We start from the raw sequence: 16,915 nt of genomic DNA, 5'->3' as shown, positions 1-16,915 counted from the left end.
CGATTCCCTGCCTATCCTGAAGGGGACCCCCGGTCGCTACCCCCCGCGACCGACGGATGAGGAGGACTCCCGTGCCGCTCTCGGAGCACGAGCAGCGCATGCTCGAGCAGATGGAGCGAGCGCTGTACGCCGAAGATCCCAAGTTCGCGACAGCGCTTGAGGGAAGCGGGCTGCGTACGTACACCCGACGACGGGTCTACCAGGCAGTCGCAGGCTTTCTGGTGGGTATCGCGCTCCTCATGACCGGAATGGTCGCGCCGAACCTGCTCTGGGTCAGCGTGGTGGGATTCCTCGTCATGCTGGGTTGCGCGGTCCTCGCGGTCACCGGTTGGCGCAAGGCCCCCAAACCCGGAGAGCAGCCCATCCCCGGCGCGTCCGGGTCCCATGGGCGCGGCCACAACCGGCAGCGGCGGTCGATGATGGACCGCATCGAGCAGCGGTGGCAGAAGCGCCGCGACGAGCAGGGGCACTGAGCCCCGCGACGGACAACACGTGCGCGTGAGGGCGCCCGCCCGAATGGCGGGCGCCCTCACGCGCGTCACGGCATGATGTCCGGATGAGTGTGCTCCCCCTGGTCTTCACCAGCGGCTGGGCCAGCGGGATCAACGCGTACGCCGTGGTCCTCCTGCTCGGCCTCTTCGGCGCGACCGGACTCACCGACGAGGTGCCCGAGTCCCTCCAGCGGACGGACGTCCTCGTGGTGGCGGGGGTGCTGTTCCTGTGTGAGGCCGTGGCCGACAAGATCCCCTACGTGGACTCGGCCTGGGACGCCGTCCACACGGTGATCCGCCCCGTCGCCGGTGCCGTGGTCGGCGCCCTGCTGGCCGGGCAGAGCGGTTCCCTGCCCGACCTGGCGGCGGGCGCGCTGGGCGGCTCGACGGCCCTGGCCAGCCATTTCGTCAAGGCCGGCACCCGGATGGCGATCAACACCTCGCCCGAGCCCTTCAGCAACGTCATCGCCAGCACCGCCGAGGACCTCGGCGTGGCCGGCGTCGTCACCTTCGCGATGTTCCAGCCGGTGGCCGCCGCGGTGATCGCGGGGGTGCTGCTGCTCGCCGGCCTGGTCGTCCTGGTCTTCGTCTGGAGCCGGATCCGCAGGTTCCTGCGCCGACGGGCCCAGCGTCGTGAGGAGAAGCGGCTGGCCGCGCTGGAACGGGCCGGGCTCCCACCCTCCTGACCAGGCTCGATAAGGTCGGCCGCATGGCACGAATTGCGGTGATCGGCGCCGGGATGGGCGCGATGGCGGCGGCCGCCCGGCTGGCCGTGGCGGGGCACCGGGTGACGGTGTACGAGCGGGCGGCGACGTACGGCGGCTCCGTGGGCCGGTACGAGCGCGACGGTTTCGGCTTCGACACCGGGCCGGGGCTGCTGCACCTGCCCGCCGTCTACCGCGACCTGTTCGTGAAGACCGGCAAGCGGCCCCTGGAGGACTGCGTCGAGATGGTCCGGGTGGACCCGGCCGTCCGTCACCTGCTGCCGGACGGGCGGGAGGTCACGCTGCCGGCCGTGTCCCGCGGCGGGGTGGCCGCCGCCCTCGACGAGACCTTCGGCGCGGGCACCGGCGAGCGCTGGGCCGCCCTGCTGAACCGGGCACGCGACGCCTGGGACGCCACCCGGCGGCCGCTGCTTGAGGAGCCGCTGCGGGCCGACTGGCAGGTCCTGGGCCGCGACCCCTACCCCGCGCTGCGCAGGAGCGGCCTCCTGCGCCGCCGCCCGCCGACGCTGGCCGAGGTGGCCGAACGGGAGCTGGGCGGCGGGGCCGCGGGGCTGCTGCGGGGCCTGGTGGGCACGTACGGCCTGGACCCCGGCACCGCGCCCGCGGCCGCGGCGGTGCTGCCGTACATGGAGCAGACGTTCGGCAGCTGGTACGTGGGCGGCGGCATGCGGGCCCTGGCCACGGCCGTGTACGAGCGCTGCCTGGAGCGGAAGGCCGAGTTCGTGTTCGGCGCCGAGGTCACCGCCGTGCGCGAGCGGGACGGCCGCGCCGCCGGCCTGACGCTGGCCGACGGGACCGCGGTCGAGGCGGACACGGTGGTCTGCGGGATCGACCCGCGCCGCCTGGGCGGCCTGCTGCCGGGCACCGACCTGTGGCCCGGCGGCGCCAGGACCCCGCACGGGCCCGCACCGAGCCGGGCCACCCTGTTCCTCGCCCTGCGCGGCCCGCGCCCCGAGGGCACCGTGCACCGCACCCTGGTCCACTCCCCCGGCGGCTCCGCCGCGGTGACGGTCCTGCGGCCGGACGACGGCCGGAACCGGCCCGACGCCGGGCACGAGGCGGTGACCGTCACGGCCGTCACCGGCGCCGGGGAGGGCGGCGGGCCCGAATGGGCCGCCCGTACCGCGGAGGGGCTGCTCGACGCGGCCGCGCGGGCCGTCCCGGAGCTGCGCGAGCGGCTGATCTGGCAGGAGCTGCGCACCCCGGAGCACGTGGCGGAGGACACCGGCGCCCTGGGGGGCGCGGTGCCCGCGCCCGCCCTCGCCGGCGCCACCGAGCTGCTGTACCCGGCCAACACGACCGCGCTGCCCGGCCTGTACCTCGCGGGCGGCTGGGCGCACCCGGGCGGCGGGCTGGCCCACGCCGGGATGACGGGCGCCCTGGTGTCCGGGCTGATCGTGGAGGGCGCGGACTTCCGCGGCTCGCAGTGAGCGGGGGCGGCGCGCGGTGAGCTGGCGCAGCTCGCAGTGAGCGGGGGCGGCGCGCGGTGAGCGGCCGCGGTCCGGGGCGGCTCCCGGCGGGCCGCCGCCCCGCGGCTCAGTAGCGGTACTGCTCGTACTCGCCGGGCGCGCCCTGATAGGGGTAGGTCGGGGGCTGGTCGGCCGGGTACGGCTGCTCGACGTCGCGCTGCTGCGGGACCCAGACGCCCCCGGGCGGGGTGTCCGTCGCGTACTGGTGCTGGCCGGTGTACGGGTCCGGGTAGGCGGGGTACATCTGCTCGCCCGTCCCGTACCCGTAGTCGTAGGCCGCGTAGGCGCTCGGGTCGGGCTGGGGCGTGACGCCCCCGGTGCCGATGTACGGGTCGGAGTACGCGGCGTACGTCTGCTGCTCGCCGGCGCCGTAGTCGTAGCCGCCGCCGTAGCCGTCCTGGCCCGGGAAGGATGCGGCGTAGCCCGTCCCGGCGCCCGCGTACGGGTCCTGGGCGGCCTGCTGCGGGTCGTAGTAGCCGGAGTAGTCCGCGCCGGCCGCCGCGTATCCGCCGGCGCCCGCGTAGTCGGTACCGGCGCCGTCGGTGCCCGTGCCCGCGTACGGGTAGCCCGAGTCGGCCGGCACCGGCTCGTAGACGGCCGTCGCGTCCTGGGGGGCGTCGTAGGAGCCGTCGTACGCGCCCTCGTCGGACGCCCCGGTGAAGCCGGGCGCGTCGGGGGCCCCGTGCGGGTGCTCCGAGGGGTCGGCGTCGCCCTCGGGCCCGTACTCCAGGTCCGAGACCCGCAGCGCGGGCTCCTCGCGGCGGCCCGCGTCGCTGCCGCCGCGCCGTCTGCCGCGGCGGCCGGGCTCGGGCTCGGCCGCCTCGCGTTTGGCGTTCAGGGCCCAGCCGGCCACGAAGCCGCGCCGGAAGGAGAGGGTGACCAGGGTCTGGCCGACGGCGAACGCCGTCGCGCCCACGCCGATGACCAGCACGGAGTTGATCAGTACACCCGCGACGACGCCGAGGAACCCGGCGAAGGCGAGCACGCGCCAGCGCAGCCGAGCCTTGTACTGCAGCAGCACCTCGGCCAGCAGCCACAACGCGACGACGCCGAACGCGATGTAGAGGACCGTCCAGCCCATGCATGGCCCCTCTCGGTACGGCCGCGCGGGTACGGCCGGTCAGGGCCGCTGGTGCAGGCCCAGATTCTCGTAGATCTCGAGAGTCGCCGTGGAGTTGTTGAGCGTGATGAAGTGCAGTCCGGGGATTCCCTCGGACAGCAGCCGCGCGCAGAACTCCGTGGCGAACTCGATGCCAATGGAGCGTACAGCGGCCGGATCGTCCTTGACGGCGAGCATGCGCTCTTTCACGTCCTCCGGGAAGAGTGCGTTGCTCAGTTGGGGCAGCCGGTCGAGCTGCCTGATGCCGACAACTGGCATGACCTCGGGGATGATCGGGGTCTCGCAGCCGGCCGCCTCGACGCGGTCGCGCAGCCTCAGGTAGTTCTCCGGATCGAAGAACATCTGGGTGATCGCGTAATCCGCACCCGCGCGGCACTTGTCCACGAAGTGCCGGATGTCTGAATCCCAGTCGGAGGACCGGGGGTGCATGTCGGGGAAGGCCGCGACGCCGACGCAGAAGTCGCCGGACTCCTTGAGCAGCCGGACCAGGTCCGCCGCGTAGTGCACGCCCTCCGGGTGCGGCACCCACTCGCCCATCGGGTCGCCCGGCGGGTCGCCGCGCAGCGCCAGCATGTTGCGGATTCCCGCGTCCGCGAACTGGCCGATGACGTTCCGGAGCTCGGCCACCGAGTGGTCGACCGCGGTGAGGTGCGCGACCGGGGTCAGGGTGGTGTCGGCGGCGATCTCCTGGGTGGCCTTGACCGTGCCGCCCCGGGTGGAGCCGCCCGCGCCGTAGGTCACGGACACGAAGCTGGGGGCCACCGCCTCGACCCGGCGGAGGGCGTTCCAGAGGTTCCGGTTGCCCTTCTCCGTCTTGGGCGCCCAGAACTCGAACGAGTACGACGTACCGGACGCGAGCATGTCGCGGACCGTGCGTGCACGGTCGGTTCTGGTGGAAGCGGTGCCAAGGGCCATACGGGCAGGCTAGACAAACTCCATGATCACCCCAAGGCGCGTCCACCCCTCGGACACGTTTTTGGACACTTTGATGGACCAGAGGCCCTTGAGCACCGTCCGAACCGGAGGAACCGACGGTTCCGGTCGCTCAGAGGAGTCGGGCCCGCACCCGCTTGGCCAGGTCGGCGGCGGCCGCACCCGGGTCGTCGGCCTCGGTGATCGCACGGACCACGACCACCCGGGAGGCGCCGGCGTCCAGCACCTCGTCCAGGTTCCCGGCGTCGATGCCGCCGATGGCGAACCACGGCCGGTCCTGGCCGAGCGAGGCCGCGTACCGGACCAGGTCGAGGCCCGGGGCGTGGCGGCCGGGCTTCGTGGGGGTGGGCCAGCAGGGGCCCGTGCAGAAGTAGTCGACGCCCGGCTCGGCGGCGGCCGCGGCGACCTCGGACTCCGCGTGGCACGAGCGGCCGATCAGCACCCCTTCGCCCAGGATCGCGCGGGCGGCCGGGACGGGGATGTCCCCCTGGCCGAGGTGCAGCACGTCGGAGCCGATGGCGTGGGCGACGTCGGCGCGGTCGTTGACCGCGAGCAGCCGGCCGTGGCGGCGGGCGGCCTCGGCGAAGACCTGGAGGTGCTCCAGTTCCTCGGCGGCCTCCATGCCCTTGTCGCGCAGCTGCACGATGTCGACCCCGCCCGCGAGGACGGCGTCGAGGAACTCGGGGAGGTCCCCCTGGCGCTTGCGCGCGTCCGTGCACAGGTAGAGCCGGGCGTCGGACAGGGCGGCGCGGGCGTCGACGGACATGGAGGTACCCCCCGGGTGGGGCGGTGCACGGGCCGCTCGGGCCCGCACACCGCGTGGTGGTTCGGTTCGGATCAGACGGCGAGCGCCTGGGCGCGGCGCTTCACTTCCGTGCCGCGATTCTCACTCAGGGCCTGGGCCGGGGTGCCGGGCAGGGTCGGGTCCGCCGTGAAGAGCCACTCCAGCATCTCCTCGTCGGTGAAGCCGTCGTCCCGCAGCAGCGTGAGGGTTCCGGAGAGGCCCTTGACCACCTTGTCGCCGTCGATGAAGGCGGCCGGCACCTGGAGGGCGCGGTTCTCACCGCGGCGCACCGCGATCAGCTGGCCCTCCTTCACCAGCTGGCGGATGCGCGTCACCTCAACGTCCAGCATTTCGGCGATGTCGGGGAGGTAGAGCCACTCGGGGACGAGAGCATCGATCTTTGCGTCAATCTCGGTCACGGGACAAGCCTGCCATCCCGGACCGACAGCCGGTACCCGGGCGGTGCCGGAGGGGGTACGGCGAGCCGCACCCCCACCCGTCAGCGGGCGGCGGACTTCAGCGGGGCCGCGGCGTCGGCCACCCGGGCCGGGTCCACCGGGACCCCGCTCTCGATGAGCTTGCGGCCCTGCGCCAGGTCACGGGGCCGGCCCACGGCCAGCACCGCCACCAGGGCCTCGCCGCGCAGCCAGCAGGCGGACCAGGCGGCCTCGGCCGGGTCCCCGCGCCAGACCAGCGTGTCGCCCTCGGCGTGGTGGCCCGCGTACTGCACGAAGCGCCCGAACTGCTCCGACCAGAAGTACGGGACCGGATCGTAGGCCTGCGCCTCGCCGCCGGGCCCGGCCAGGATGTTCGCGGCCACCACCCGGGGGCCCTGGAGGGCGTTGTCCCAGTGGTGGACGACGAGCCGCTCGCCGTAGCGCGCCGACGGGAAGGAGGCGCAGTCGCCGACCGCGTACACGTCGGCCAACGAGGTGGCCAGGCGGTCGTCGGCGGTGACGGAGCCGTCCGCGCCGCGCTCGATGCCGGAGCCGTCGAGCCAGCCGGTGGCGGGCCGGGCGCCGATGCCCACGACCACGGCGCCCGCGGGCAGCTCGGTGCCGTCGGCGAGCACCACGGCGCCGGGGGCCACCTTGGCCACCCGGGCACCGGTCACCAGGCGGGCGCCGGCCTCGGCGTACCAGCCGGACATCGCTTCGGCGACCTCGGCCGGCAGCGCGCCGGCCAGCGGGCGGGGGGCCGCCTCGACCACGGTGACGGCGCAGCCGGCCTCGCGGGCGGCGGTGGCGAACTCGGCGCCGATCCAGCCGGCGCCGACCACGACGATGTCGTGCCGCTCGGTGATCACGGGCTTCAGCCGCTCGGCGTCGTCGAGGGTGCGCAGCAGGTGTACGCCGGGCACGCCCTCGGTGCCGGGGAGGGTGAGGGGCTCCGCCCCGGTGGCGAGGACCAGGGTGGCGTACGGGACCGGGCCCGCGGAGGTGTCCACCTCGTGGTCGGCGGCGCGCAGCCCGGTGACCTCGACGCCGAGGCGCAGCTCGATGCCGAGCCCCTGGAAGTCGACGTCGAAGGCGGAGTCCTCGGCCTTGCCGAGCAGCACCGCCTTCGAGAGCGGCGGCCGGTCGTACGGCTGGTGGGGTTCGGCGCCGAGCAGGGTCACCGGTCCCGTCCAGCCCTGTTCGCGCAGGGCCACGGCGGTCTGCACGCCCGCCATGCCCGCGCCGACGATGACGACGCCGTGCGCCGTGTCCTGGGTCTGACTCAGCTGATCGCTCACGCCGCACACCCTAACCACCTGACGGACCGTCAGGAAAGTCGGTGTCCTTCCGGGGCGGAGCGGCGCTCGCGGCGTGCTCGCGGGCGGCCTTACCCGCGCTCGCGGCCGGGGGATAGTCTGGCCACCGTACCTATCGCGGGAGCCCGGGCGGACCGGGCTGAGAGGGAGGCTGGCCGGCCTCCGACCGTACGAACCTGATCCGGGTCATGCCGGCGAAGGGAGGGGCTGGACGCCCATGCACTCATCTCGTAAGGGATCCGACGTCCTCGTCATCGGGGGCGGGATCATCGGCCTGGTCACGGCCTGGCGGGCCGCACGGCGCGGGCTGCGCACCGCGCTCGCCGACCCGCGGCCGGGCGGCGGCGCCGCCCAGGTGGCGGCCGGCATGCTCGCCGCCGTCACCGAACTCCACTACGGCGAGGAGACCCTGCTCGGGCTCAACCTCGCCTCCGCCGCCCGCTACCCCGAGTTCGAGGCGGAGTTGACCGAGGCGAGCGGCGGCCTGGACATCGGCTACCGCGCCTGCGGCACGCTGGCCGTGGCGCTGGACGCGGACGACCGTACGCACCTGCGCGAGCTGCACGCGCTGCAGCGGCGCTGCGGGCTGGAGTCGGAGTGGCTGACCGGCCGCGAGTGCCGCCGTCTGGAGCCGATGCTGGCACCCGGGGTGCGCGGCGGGCTGCGCGTCGACGGCGACCACCAGGTGGACCCGCGGCGGCTGGCCGCCGCCCTGGTCGCGGCCTGCGAGCGGGCCGGCGTGCTCTTCCACCAGACCTCCGTGGAGCGGCTGACCGTCACCGGCGACCGCGCCACGGGCGCCGTGCTCGACACCGGCGAGGAACTCTCCGCCGACCAGGTGGTACTGGCCGCGGGCAGCCACAGCGGACGGCTGGCAGGCCTGCCGCCGGAGGTCGTGCCGCCGGTCCGGCCCGTCAAGGGACAGGTGCTGCGGCTGACGGTGCCGGGGGCGTACGCGCCGTTCCTGACCCGCACGGTCCGCGCGGTGGTCCGCGGCAGCCACGTCTACCTCGTGCCCCGGGAGAACGGCGAGCTGGTCGTCGGGGCCACCAGCGAGGAACTGGGCTGGGACACCACCGTCACCGCGGGCGGGGTGTACGAACTCCTCCGCGACGCCCACGAGCTGGTGCCCGGCCTGACCGAACTCCCGCTCACCGAGACCCGGGCCGGCCTGCGCCCCGCCTCCCCCGACAACGCCCCGCTGCTGGGCCCCACGGAGCTGCCCGGCCTGCACCTGGCCACCGGGCACTACCGCAACGGCGTGCTGCTGACCCCCCTCACCGGCGAGGTGATGGCGGAGCTGCTGGCCACCGGTGAACTCCCGGAGGTGGCCCGCGCGTTCACGCCCCGCCGCTTCTCCCCCGCAGCAGTACGTGAGGAGTCCCTCGTTTGACGTCCTCCCCGCCCTGAAGGACGGGGATTCCCGCCTGGCTGCCGGTGGTCACCGGCTGGGCCTTCGGGTGGGTTCCCCGCTCGTCGGGCCGTGCCTGGCGTGGGATTTCCACTCCAGGTCTTACCGGCCCTCCAGGGGCGTTTAGCCTCTCCGCCTGCCCGGCGGCGAGGATCACACGCGACGCATTGAGGTCACGATCATGCTCGGTACCGCAGCCTTCGCACCGCCAGGTGCGCACGTGCAGCGGCTTCCTCCCGTCCACCACCCAGCACACCGAACACGTCTGGGAGGAGGGCAGCCAGCGCGCCACCGCACCCACGTGCCGGCCGCAGCGGGCGGCTTTCTCCTCCAGCACGCGCCGGAACATGCCCCACGCGGCGTCGTGGACGGACTTGGCGAGGCGGGTGCGTGCCAGGGCGGAGACCGCCAGGTCTTCGAGGTAGACCGCTTGGTTGTCGCGGAGCAGCCTCGAAGCGGTCTGGTGGCACCAGTCCCTGCGCGCATCGGCCACCCTCGCGTGAGCGCGGGCGACCTTGATCCGGGCCTTGGCCCGGTTCTTCGAACCCTTCGCCTTGCGGCTCAGGGTCTGCTGGGCCTTGCGCAGGCGCCGTTCGGCGCGGCGCAGGAAGCGCGGGTTGTCGATCACGTGCCCGTCGGAGAGCACGGCGTAGTGGGTCAGTCCCAGGTCGATGCCGACCTCGGCGTCGACCGGCGGCAGCTCCTGCGGGTCGACGTCCACGACGAAGCTGGCGTAGTACCGGCCCGCCCCGTCCTTGACCACCGTCACCGACGACGGGGAGGAAGGCAGGGGCCGGGACCAGCGGACCCGAACGTCACCGATCTTCGCGAGGTTCAGCCGACCGTTCTCCCACAGCCGGAACCCGTTCTCCGAGAACCGGACCGACTGCCGCGTCTCCTTCTTCGCCTTGAACACCGGCAGACCCACACGACGCCCGCGGCGCTTCCCCGACACCGACGCGAAGAAGTTCGCGTACGCCGCATCCAGGTCACGGAGGGCGGACTGGAGCGCGTCCACGGACACCTCCGCCAGCCATGCCCGCTCGGGCGTGCGCTTCGCCTCGGTGATCACCCGACGCGCCAGAACCCCGGTCGGGATCTTCGACCGGTCCGCCTGCCAGGCGGCCTTTCGGGCGGCGAGCGCATCGTTGAAGACCACCCGGGCGCAGCCGAACGTACGGGCCAGCGCAAGACGCTGAACCGCGGTCGGCTCGATCCGGAAGGAGTACCGCAGATGCACGCGCGCAACCTACCGGCCGCCACTGACAACTCCGCTCCGCCCAAGGGGCGAACCGGCTTTCCCTGCCCCGCTCCGCGGGAGCTTCACTTCCTCCCCGGCCTGACGGCCGGGGTATCCACGAAGGAGTCCCGATGACCGTGTCCGTGAACGGCGAACCCCGCGAGGTCGCCGCCGGGACCACGCTGGACGCGCTGGTCGCCACCCTGACCTCGGCCCCCTCCGGTGTGGCCGCCGCCGTCAACGAGACCGTGGTGCCGCGCGGCCAGTGGCCGGCGACGGCCCTGGGCGACGGCGACCGGGTCGAGGTGCTGACCGCGGTGCAGGGAGGCTGAGCATGTCGGACCTCTTCACCCTCGGCGGCCGGACCTTCTCCTCCCGCCTGATCATGGGCACCGGCGGGGCACCCAGCCTGGACGTACTGGAGCGGGCCCTGGTCGCCTCCGGCACCGAGCTGACCACGGTGGCGATGCGCCGCCTGGACCCCACGGTGCAGGGCTCGGTGCTCTCCGTGCTGTCCAAGCTGGGCATCCGGGTGCTGCCGAACACCGCCGGGTGCTTCACGGCCGGCGAGGCGGTGCTGACCGCGCGGCTGGCCCGGGAGGCGCTGGGCACCGACTGGATCAAGCTGGAGGTGGTCGCCGACGAGCGGACCCTGCTGCCGGATCCGGTCGAGCTGCTGGACGCCGCCGAGGTGCTGGTGGACGACGGGTTCACCGTCCTGCCGTACACGAACGACGACCCGGTGCTCGCGCGGAAGCTGGAGGACGCGGGGTGCGCGGCGATCATGCCGCTGGGCTCGCCGATCGGCTCCGGGCTCGGCATCCGCAACCCGCACAACTTCCAGCTGATCACCGAGCGGGCCGGCGTGCCCGTGATCCTCGACGCGGGGGCGGGCACGGCGTCGGACGCGGCGCTGGCGATGGAGCTGGGGTGCTCCGCGGTGATGCTGGCCTCGGCCGTGACGCGGGCCCAGGAGCCGGTGCTGATGGCCGGGGCGATGCGGGACGCCGTGTCCGCCGGGCGGCTGGCGTACCGGGCGGGGCGGATCCCTCGCCGGCACTTCGCCGAGGCGTCGTCCCCCGTGGAGGGCCGCGCCGCCCTCGACCCGGAACGCCCGGCCTTCTGACCGCCCCCGCCCCGGTGCGGGTCCCGTGCCGGGTGCGGGTCCCGTGCCGGTCCCGTGCCGGGTGCGGGTCCCGTGCCGGGTGCGGTGCGGGCCGTGTGCGGGTGCGGGTCGTTGCCCTGCGGGGCTTTCTCCCCGCCCCGCCCTTTCTCCGTTTCCCGGGGCTCCGCCCCGGACCCCGCTCCTCAAACGCCGGAGGGGCTGGAAATCAGCCTCGCCGGCGTTTGAGGCGCGGGGGTCTGGGGGCAGCGCCCCCAGTTTCGGGAAGGGGCGGGGTGGGGGAACGGCTCCGCGCAGCGGCAACGGAGCGCAGCCGCACCGCGCCCGGCACGGGACCGGCACCGCGCCCCCGGCAGGCAACGGCACGGGACCGGTACCGCGCCCCCGGCAGGCAACGGCACGTCACAGGTGTGCCGCAAGCCACGGGGACCCGGGCCGGGAGGCGAGGGGCCACTCGTAGAATTCCCTGGTGGATACGACCCTGGAAGACCCGCTCGTCGGGCGCGTGATCGACGGCCGCTACCGCGTCGATGCCCGCATCGCCGTCGGCGGCATGGCCACCGTCTACCGGGCCGTCGACACCCGGCTCGACCGCGTCCTCGCGCTCAAGGTGATGCACCCGGCGCTCGCCGCCGACGGCGCCTTCGTCGAGCGGTTCATCCGCGAGGCGAAGTCCGTGGCCCGGCTGGCGCACCCGAACGTGGTGGCCGTGTTCGACCAGGGCACCGACGGGCCCTACGTCTACCTCGCCATGGAGTACGTCAGCGGCTGCACCCTGCGCGACCTGCTGCGCGAGCGCGGCGCCCTCCAGCCGCGCGCCGCGCTGGACGTCCTGGAGCCGGTGCTCGCCGCGCTCGGCGCCGCCCACCGGGCCGGGTTCGTCCACCGGGACATGAAGCCGGAGAACGTCCTCATCGGCGACGACGGGCGGGTCAAGGTCGCCGACTTCGGCCTGGTCAGGGCCGTGGACTCGGTCACCAGCACCACCGGCGCGGTGCTCGGCACCGTCTCCTACCTCGCGCCCGAGCAGATCGAGAACGGCACCACCGACACCCGCGTGGACGTCTACGCCTGCGGCGTCGTGCTGTACGAGATGCTCACCGGCGGCAAGCCGCACTCCGGCGACACCCCGGCCCAGGTCCTGTACCGCCACCTGAACGAGGACGTGCCGCCGCCCTCGGCCGCGGTGGCCGGCATGCCGGTGGAACTGGACGAGCTGGTCGCCACCGCCACCGCGCGCAACCCCGACCTGCGCCCGTACGACGCCGTGATGCTCCTCTCGCAGGTGCGCGAGGCCCGCGCCGCCCTCAGCGACGCGCAGCTCGACGCGGTGCCGCCGCAGTCGCGCGCCGAGGCCCACAGCACCTCCGAGGACCGCACTGGCGTCGTCCCCCGGCCGGTCGCCGCGTCCGCACCCGCGGACGACGTGAGCCACACCACCCGCTTCGAACACCCGCCGGTGCCGCCCCTGCCGCCGGGGGCGCCGTCCCGCCCGTCCCCGCGGCGGCCCGCACGCGGCACGCTGATCGCCCTGGTGGGGGCGCTGTTGGTGCTCGCACTCGGCGCCGGCGTCTGGTACATCGGCGCCGGGCAGTTCACCCGCGTACCCAGCCTGCTCGGCAAGACCGAGGCGGAGGCCCGGGACCGGCTCGCCGAGGCGGGGCTCGACGTGGGCGACGTACGCCAGCAGTTCAGCGAGACCGTCGAGCGCGGCAAGGTGATCGGCACCGACCCCGCGCCCGGCGCGCAGATCCGGGGGAACGGCTCGGTGGCACTCGTGCTGTCCCGCGGCCCGGAGATCGTCACCGTGCCCAAGGTGAAGGGCCTCCCGCTGGAGCGGGCCAAGGCCGAGCTGGCCAAGGTGGGACTGGCCCCCGGCATGGTCAGCCAGGCGTTCAGCGGGGCGATCCCGCGCGGTTCGGTCATCGGCACCGACCCCGAGGCCGGCGAGAAGCGGGCCCCGGACACGGCCGTCGCGATCGTCGTCAGCAAGGGCGCCCCGGTGGACGTGCCCGGTGTGGTCGGCTCCCCGCTGGACGACGCCCGCTCCGCGCTGGAGGACCTGGGCCTCAAGGTGCAGGTCGCCACGGAGCAGATCAACTCCCCGCAGCCGCAGGGCACGGTGGCCAACCAGTCGGTGGCCGCGGGCGCCAAGGCCGCCACCGGCGACACCGTGGTGCTGACCGTCTCGAAGGGGCCGCGGATGGTCCCGGTGCCGGACGTCACGGGCCGGAACGTGGAGGACGCCAAGCGGGCCCTGAAGGAGGCCGGCTTCGAGGTGAAGGTGGAGAAGCCGTTCATCTCCTTCAGCGACGACGTGGCGAGCCAGTCGGTCAAGGGCGGCACGACGGCACCCGAGGGCAGCACGATCACCATCAGGATCAAGGGACTGTGACGACAGCACTGCGCAACCCAGTGGGCGGGCACGTGCCCGTCGCCGGCGGGCTCGACCGCGTCGGGCTGACCTACGCGCGGGAGATGGGGGCCGAGACCGTACAGGTCTTCGTCGCCAACCCGCGCGGCTGGGCCACCCCCACGGGCAACCCGGCCCAGGACGAGGCGTTCCGCGCCGCCTGCGCCGACGAGGGGATCCCGGCGTACGTGCACGCCCCGTACCTGATCAACTTCGGCTCGCACACCCCCGCGACGGTCGAGCGGTCCGTGGAGTCGCTGCGCCACTCGCTCCGGCGCGGCCGGGAGATCGGCGCGCTCGGCGTGGTGGTGCACACCGGCTCGGCGACCGGCGGACGGCCTCGGGAGGAGGCGTTCGCACAGGTCAGGGAGCACATGCTGCCGCTGCTCGACGAGCTGACCCACGACGACGACCCGTTCCTGCTGCTGGAGTCCACGGCCGGGCAGGGCTTCTCGCTGTGCTCGCGGACCTGGGACTTCGGCCCGTACTTCGAGGCGCTGGACGCCCATCCGAAGCTGGGCGTCTGCCTGGACACCTGCCACATCTTCGCGGCCGGGCACGACCTGGCCGCGCCGGGCGGGACGAAGGAGACCCTGGACCTGCTGGTGGACACGGTCGGCGAGGGCCGCCTGAAGCTGATCCACGCCAACGACTCCAAGGAGGGCGTGGGCGCGCACCGGGACCGGCACGCGAACATCGGCGCGGGCCACATCGGGGAGGACGCGTTCCGCGAGCTGTTCTCGCACCCCGCGACGGAGGGCGTGCCGCTCGTCATCGAGACGCCGGGCGGCAAGGAGGGGCACGCGGCGGACGTCGCCCGGCTGAAGGAGCTCCGCGAGATCCACTGACCGGTTGAGGAATACCCCCGGGGGGTATACGGTTCTGCACATCGGCAGGACCGTATACCTGGCTTTGGGGGTTTCCGATGGAGCACGCGCACCACGACACCGAGCACATGGGTCACGCTGGACACATGGACCACACCGGACACGCGGAGCATGCCGGCCACGGCCACATGGACCACGCCGGTCACGGCAAGGTCAGCTGGGCCATGGCAGCGAAGGCCACCCTGCACTGCCTCACCGGCTGCGCCATCGGCGAGGTCCTCGGCATGGTGATCGGCACCGCACTGGGCTGGGGAAACGTTTCGACGATGATCCTGGCGATCATCCTGGCCTTCTTCTTCGGGTACGCGCTCACCCTGCGCGGCATCCTCAAGGCCGGCGTCGGCTTCCGCGCCGCGGTCCGGGTGGCCCTGGCCGCCGACACCCTCTCGATCGCCGTGATGGAGCTGATCGACAACAGCGTGATCGCCCTGTGGCCCGGCGCGATGGACGCGCACCTGGCCGACCCGCTGTTCTGGTTCGTCCTGGCGATCTCGCTGCTGATCGCCTTCGTCGTCACCACTCCGGTCAACAAGTGGATGATCGGCCGCGGCAAGGGCCACGCGGTGGTGCACCAGTACCACCACTGACGCACCGCCACACCGGAGGGCGGCACGCACCGCCCGGGGAACGGCCGGCCCGGAGCTACAGCTCCGGGCCGTCCCCTGGTTCCTCCTGGTACGAGTACCGCTGCTCGCGCCAGGGATCGCCGATGTTGTGGTAGCCGCGCTCCTCCCAGAAGCCGCGGCGGTCCGCCGTCATGTACTCCACGCCGCGCACCCACTTGGGGCCCTTCCAGGCGTACAGGTGCGGGACGACGAGCCGCAGCGGGAAGCCGTGCTCGGCGGTGAGGGGCTCACCGCCCTGGTGCGTGGCGAAGACCGTGCGCTCCGAAGCGAAGTCCGAGAGGCGCATGTTGGAGCTGAAGCCGTACTCGGCCCACACCATCACGTGCGTGACGTTGGGCGCGGGCGGGGCGAGTTCCAGGACGGTGCGCGCGAGCACCCCACCCCATTCGGCCCCCTGCATGCTGAACTTCGTGACGCAGTGCAGGTCCGCGACGACCGAGGCGAACGGCAGGGCCGAGAACTCCTCGTGGTTCCAGCAGTGCTTCTCGCCGTCCGCGGTGGCCCCGAAGACCCTGAATTCCCAGCGGTCCGGCTTGAACTTGGGCACGGGACCGTAGTGGGTGACCGGCCAGCCACGCTGCAAGCGCTGCCCCGGAGGAAGCTCCAGGTGCTCTGCTCCCGGAGATTCCCGGCGTTCCGGCTGACCCATAACTCCATGGTGACAGACGGGACGGGGTGGTCATGACCAGCGAAGGCCTATTCGGGCAACTCCTACTAAGGAGGCACTTACTGGACGGCCCCCGGTGGCGGTGCAAGGATGCGCCCAACTCCCCCAGGCAAGCCTGGGCGGGGCCCGAGCCCAGCCACACGCGTTGGAAGGAGCCTCTGCGATGCAGGGCGACCCCGAGGTCCTCGAATTTCTCAACGAGCAGCTGACCGGCGAGCTGACCGCCATCAACCAGTACTGGCTGCACTATCGCATCCAGGACAACAAGGGCTGGACGAAACTCGCCAAGTACACGCGTGAAGAGTCCATCGATGAGATGAAGCACGCGGACAAGCTGACCGAGCGCATCCTGATGCTGGACGGCCTGCCGAACTACCAGAGGCTCTTCCACGTGCGCGTCGGCCAGACGGTCACGGAGATGTTCCAGGCCGACCGCCAGGTCGAGGTCGAGGCGATCGACCGGCTCAAGCGGGGCATCGAGGTCATGCGCGGGAAGGGGGACATCACCTCGGCGCGGCTCTTCGAGGACATCCTGGCGGACGAGGAGCACCACATCGACTACCTCGACACCCAGCTGGAGCTGATCGAGTCCCTCGGCGAGCCGCTGTACATCGCACAGCTGATCGAGCAGCCGGAGAGCTGACCATCCCGGACGGGCCGCGAGGCCGGTGGGACCCTCTGCCCCGTCGGACCCGTCGGGCCGGTCAGGCCGCCTCGGCCAGCTCGGCCTCGGGCACACCCTCGGCCAGCGGGGCCACGGAGGGCGCCGGGCGGGACTCGGTGAGGGCCGGGCGGGACTCGGCGAGGGCGGGGCGGGACTCGGCGAGCACCGGGTCGGCCGCCAGCACGGCCTTCTTCTCGCCCTTCTCCACGAGCTCGCGGCGCGGGCAGGCGCCACGGCCGAGGAGGCCCTGGATGGTGCGGACGCAGGAGCCGCAGTCGGTGCCGGCCTTGGTCACCGAGGCGATCTGGCGGGGGGTGCAGGCGCCGTTCGCCGCGTGGTCCTTGACCTGCTTGTCGGTGATGCCGAAGCAAGAGCAGACGTACACGCGGTTCACCTCCCGGAAGGATGTTCGGTGCGCCTTCCCGATCTTCGTTTCGGTGAGGCTAACCTAACTTTACCCGGGGGCCCCGAGGCGTAAAAGCCCTGCCGACGAGAGTGGGGGGGGGGGGGGCGGGGGGCGGCCCCCCCCCCCCCCCGCGCGGGGGGGGGGGGGGGGGGCGGGGGGGGGGGGGGGGGGGGGGGGCCCCCGAGGCCCCCGGCCCCCCCCGC

The 16,915-nt window shown here is 73.4% G+C and carries 18 protein-coding genes and 1 riboswitch; of the genes, 10 read left to right on the top strand and 8 right to left on the bottom strand.

Translation table 11 applies throughout. The features are described from left to right. Positions 1 to 71 precede the first annotated feature (71 nt). The 3 genes from ACIQUQ_RS07445 to ACIQUQ_RS07435 all read left to right on the top strand — a co-directional run bounded on the left by ACIQUQ_RS07445 (position 72) and on the right by ACIQUQ_RS07435 (position 2,646). Positions 72 to 473 carry a DUF3040 domain-containing protein gene (locus ACIQUQ_RS07445; RefSeq protein WP_403972320.1) on the top strand — a complete coding sequence of 134 codons (402 nt, stop codon included), beginning with the start codon at positions 72 to 74 and terminating at the stop codon, positions 471 to 473. A gap of 83 nt (positions 474 to 556) precedes the next feature. Continuing rightward, positions 557 to 1,177, top strand: coding sequence for a DUF4126 domain-containing protein (locus ACIQUQ_RS07440; protein WP_403972318.1), 621 nt, complete (start codon positions 557 to 559; stop codon positions 1,175 to 1,177). A 23-nt stretch (positions 1,178 to 1,200) separates the two neighbouring features. Next, positions 1,201 to 2,646, top strand: a complete 1,446-nt coding sequence (locus ACIQUQ_RS07435; RefSeq protein ID WP_403972317.1) for a phytoene desaturase family protein — start codon at positions 1,201 to 1,203, stop codon at positions 2,644 to 2,646. A gap of 106 nt (positions 2,647 to 2,752) precedes the next feature. On the opposite strand, the gene ACIQUQ_RS07430 is transcribed toward ACIQUQ_RS07435, so the two are convergent. From ACIQUQ_RS07430 to ACIQUQ_RS07410, 5 genes are all read right to left on the bottom strand, one after another. Continuing rightward, entirely contained in the window at positions 2,753 to 3,766 is a 1,014-nt protein-coding gene (locus ACIQUQ_RS07430; protein WP_403972315.1) for a hypothetical protein, read from the bottom strand. 39 nt (positions 3,767 to 3,805) lie between these two features. Continuing rightward, the gene (gene metF, locus ACIQUQ_RS07425) at positions 3,806 to 4,720 is read right to left on the bottom strand and encodes a methylenetetrahydrofolate reductase [NAD(P)H] (RefSeq protein ID WP_403972313.1); all 915 of its coding nucleotides are present in this window, start codon (positions 4,718 to 4,720) and stop codon (positions 3,806 to 3,808) included. A 130-nt stretch (positions 4,721 to 4,850) separates the two neighbouring features. Next, a complete protein-coding gene (gene thiE / locus ACIQUQ_RS07420) occupies positions 4,851 to 5,504 on the bottom strand; it encodes a thiamine phosphate synthase (protein WP_403972311.1) in 654 nt (217 codons plus the stop codon). A gap of 71 nt (positions 5,505 to 5,575) precedes the next feature. Continuing rightward, complete coding sequence (locus tag ACIQUQ_RS07415) at positions 5,576 to 5,941, bottom strand: Rv2175c family DNA-binding protein (protein ID WP_399939741.1); 366 nt, start codon at positions 5,939 to 5,941, stop codon at positions 5,576 to 5,578. An 80-nt stretch (positions 5,942 to 6,021) separates the two neighbouring features. Then, on the bottom strand, positions 6,022 to 7,194 hold the full coding sequence (locus tag ACIQUQ_RS07410) for an NAD(P)/FAD-dependent oxidoreductase (RefSeq protein WP_403972891.1): 1,173 nt from the start codon (positions 7,192 to 7,194) through the stop codon (positions 6,022 to 6,024). A 188-nt stretch (positions 7,195 to 7,382) separates the two neighbouring features. Next, positions 7,383 to 7,495: riboswitch (TPP riboswitch) on the top strand. Here ACIQUQ_RS07410 and thiO point away from each other — a divergent pair. Then, entirely contained in the window at positions 7,493 to 8,668 is a 1,176-nt protein-coding gene (thiO, locus tag ACIQUQ_RS07405) for a glycine oxidase ThiO (protein WP_403972309.1), read from the top strand. (Overlaps the previous riboswitch by 3 nt.) Here thiO and ACIQUQ_RS07400 read toward each other — a convergent pair. Beyond that, complete coding sequence (locus ACIQUQ_RS07400; protein WP_403972307.1) at positions 8,616 to 9,926, bottom strand: RNA-guided endonuclease InsQ/TnpB family protein; 1,311 nt, start codon at positions 9,924 to 9,926, stop codon at positions 8,616 to 8,618. The genes thiO and ACIQUQ_RS07400 overlap by 53 nt on opposite strands. A 131-nt stretch (positions 9,927 to 10,057) precedes the next feature. Between ACIQUQ_RS07400 and thiS the strand changes: the two genes are divergently transcribed. From thiS to ACIQUQ_RS07375, 5 genes are all read left to right on the top strand, one after another. Further along, a complete protein-coding gene (gene thiS, locus ACIQUQ_RS07395; protein WP_403972305.1) occupies positions 10,058 to 10,258 on the top strand; it encodes a sulfur carrier protein ThiS in 201 nt (66 codons plus the stop codon). A gap of 2 nt (positions 10,259 to 10,260) precedes the next feature. After that, on the top strand, positions 10,261 to 11,052 hold the full coding sequence (locus tag ACIQUQ_RS07390; RefSeq protein WP_403972303.1) for a thiazole synthase: 792 nt from the start codon (positions 10,261 to 10,263) through the stop codon (positions 11,050 to 11,052). A gap of 466 nt (positions 11,053 to 11,518) precedes the next feature. Further along, a complete protein-coding gene (pknB, locus tag ACIQUQ_RS07385; protein ID WP_403972301.1) occupies positions 11,519 to 13,444 on the top strand; it encodes a Stk1 family PASTA domain-containing Ser/Thr kinase in 1,926 nt (641 codons plus the stop codon). An 8-nt stretch (positions 13,445 to 13,452) separates the two neighbouring features. Then, positions 13,453 to 14,310 (top strand): deoxyribonuclease IV, encoded by an 858-nt coding sequence (locus tag ACIQUQ_RS07380; RefSeq protein ID WP_403972889.1) that lies wholly within the window; start codon positions 13,453 to 13,455, stop codon positions 14,308 to 14,310. Positions 14,311 to 14,387: 77 nt separating this feature from the next. Beyond that, positions 14,388 to 14,936 carry a DUF4396 domain-containing protein gene (locus tag ACIQUQ_RS07375; RefSeq protein ID WP_403972300.1) on the top strand — a complete coding sequence of 183 codons (549 nt, stop codon included), beginning with the start codon at positions 14,388 to 14,390 and terminating at the stop codon, positions 14,934 to 14,936. A gap of 55 nt (positions 14,937 to 14,991) precedes the next feature. Here ACIQUQ_RS07375 and ACIQUQ_RS07370 read toward each other — a convergent pair whose 3' ends face one another. Next, the gene (locus ACIQUQ_RS07370; protein ID WP_403972299.1) at positions 14,992 to 15,624 is read right to left on the bottom strand and encodes a sulfite oxidase-like oxidoreductase; all 633 of its coding nucleotides are present in this window, start codon (positions 15,622 to 15,624) and stop codon (positions 14,992 to 14,994) included. A 181-nt stretch (positions 15,625 to 15,805) separates the two neighbouring features. Between ACIQUQ_RS07370 and bfr the strand changes: the two genes are divergently transcribed. Then, a complete protein-coding gene (bfr, locus tag ACIQUQ_RS07365) occupies positions 15,806 to 16,285 on the top strand; it encodes a bacterioferritin (protein ID WP_399939725.1) in 480 nt (159 codons plus the stop codon). 61 nt (positions 16,286 to 16,346) lie between these two features. Here bfr and ACIQUQ_RS07360 read toward each other — a convergent pair whose 3' ends face one another. Then, complete coding sequence (locus ACIQUQ_RS07360; protein ID WP_403972298.1) at positions 16,347 to 16,700, bottom strand: bacterioferritin-associated ferredoxin; 354 nt, start codon at positions 16,698 to 16,700, stop codon at positions 16,347 to 16,349. Positions 16,701 to 16,915 lie beyond the last annotated feature (215 nt).

It is taken from the genome of Streptomyces sp. NPDC101118 (assembly GCF_044759445.1).
Taxonomy (GTDB): Bacteria; Actinomycetota; Actinomycetes; order Streptomycetales; family Streptomycetaceae; genus Streptomyces.
Note: the sequence above shows the minus strand (reverse complement) of the source record. Positions and strands in the feature narration are given on the sequence as shown.

Bases quoted from the DNA above. Each gene is read 5' to 3' on its own strand.
- metF (WP_403972313.1), bottom strand. From the start codon at position 4,720: ATGGCCCTTGGCACCGCTTCCACCAGAACCGACCGTGCACGCACGGTC.
- ACIQUQ_RS07390 (WP_403972303.1), top strand. From the start codon at position 10,261: ATGTCGGACCTCTTCACCCTCGGCGGCCGGACCTTCTCCTCCCGCCTG.
- ACIQUQ_RS07410 (WP_403972891.1), bottom strand. From the start codon at position 7,194: ATGGCGGGCGTGCAGACCGCCGTGGCCCTGCGCGAACAGGGCTGGACG.
- thiO (WP_403972309.1), top strand. From the start codon at position 7,493: ATGCACTCATCTCGTAAGGGATCCGACGTCCTCGTCATCGGGGGCGGG.
- ACIQUQ_RS07370 (WP_403972299.1), bottom strand. From the start codon at position 15,624: ATGGGTCAGCCGGAACGCCGGGAATCTCCGGGAGCAGAGCACCTGGAG.
- ACIQUQ_RS07430 (WP_403972315.1), bottom strand. From the start codon at position 3,766: ATGGGCTGGACGGTCCTCTACATCGCGTTCGGCGTCGTCGCGTTGTGG.
- thiS (WP_403972305.1), top strand. From the start codon at position 10,058: ATGACCGTGTCCGTGAACGGCGAACCCCGCGAGGTCGCCGCCGGGACC.
- bfr (WP_399939725.1), top strand. From the start codon at position 15,806: ATGCAGGGCGACCCCGAGGTCCTCGAATTTCTCAACGAGCAGCTGACC.
- ACIQUQ_RS07435 (WP_403972317.1), top strand. From the start codon at position 1,201: ATGGCACGAATTGCGGTGATCGGCGCCGGGATGGGCGCGATGGCGGCG.
- ACIQUQ_RS07440 (WP_403972318.1), top strand. From the start codon at position 557: ATGAGTGTGCTCCCCCTGGTCTTCACCAGCGGCTGGGCCAGCGGGATC.
- thiE (WP_403972311.1), bottom strand. From the start codon at position 5,504: ATGTCCGTCGACGCCCGCGCCGCCCTGTCCGACGCCCGGCTCTACCTG.
- ACIQUQ_RS07375 (WP_403972300.1), top strand. From the start codon at position 14,388: ATGGAGCACGCGCACCACGACACCGAGCACATGGGTCACGCTGGACAC.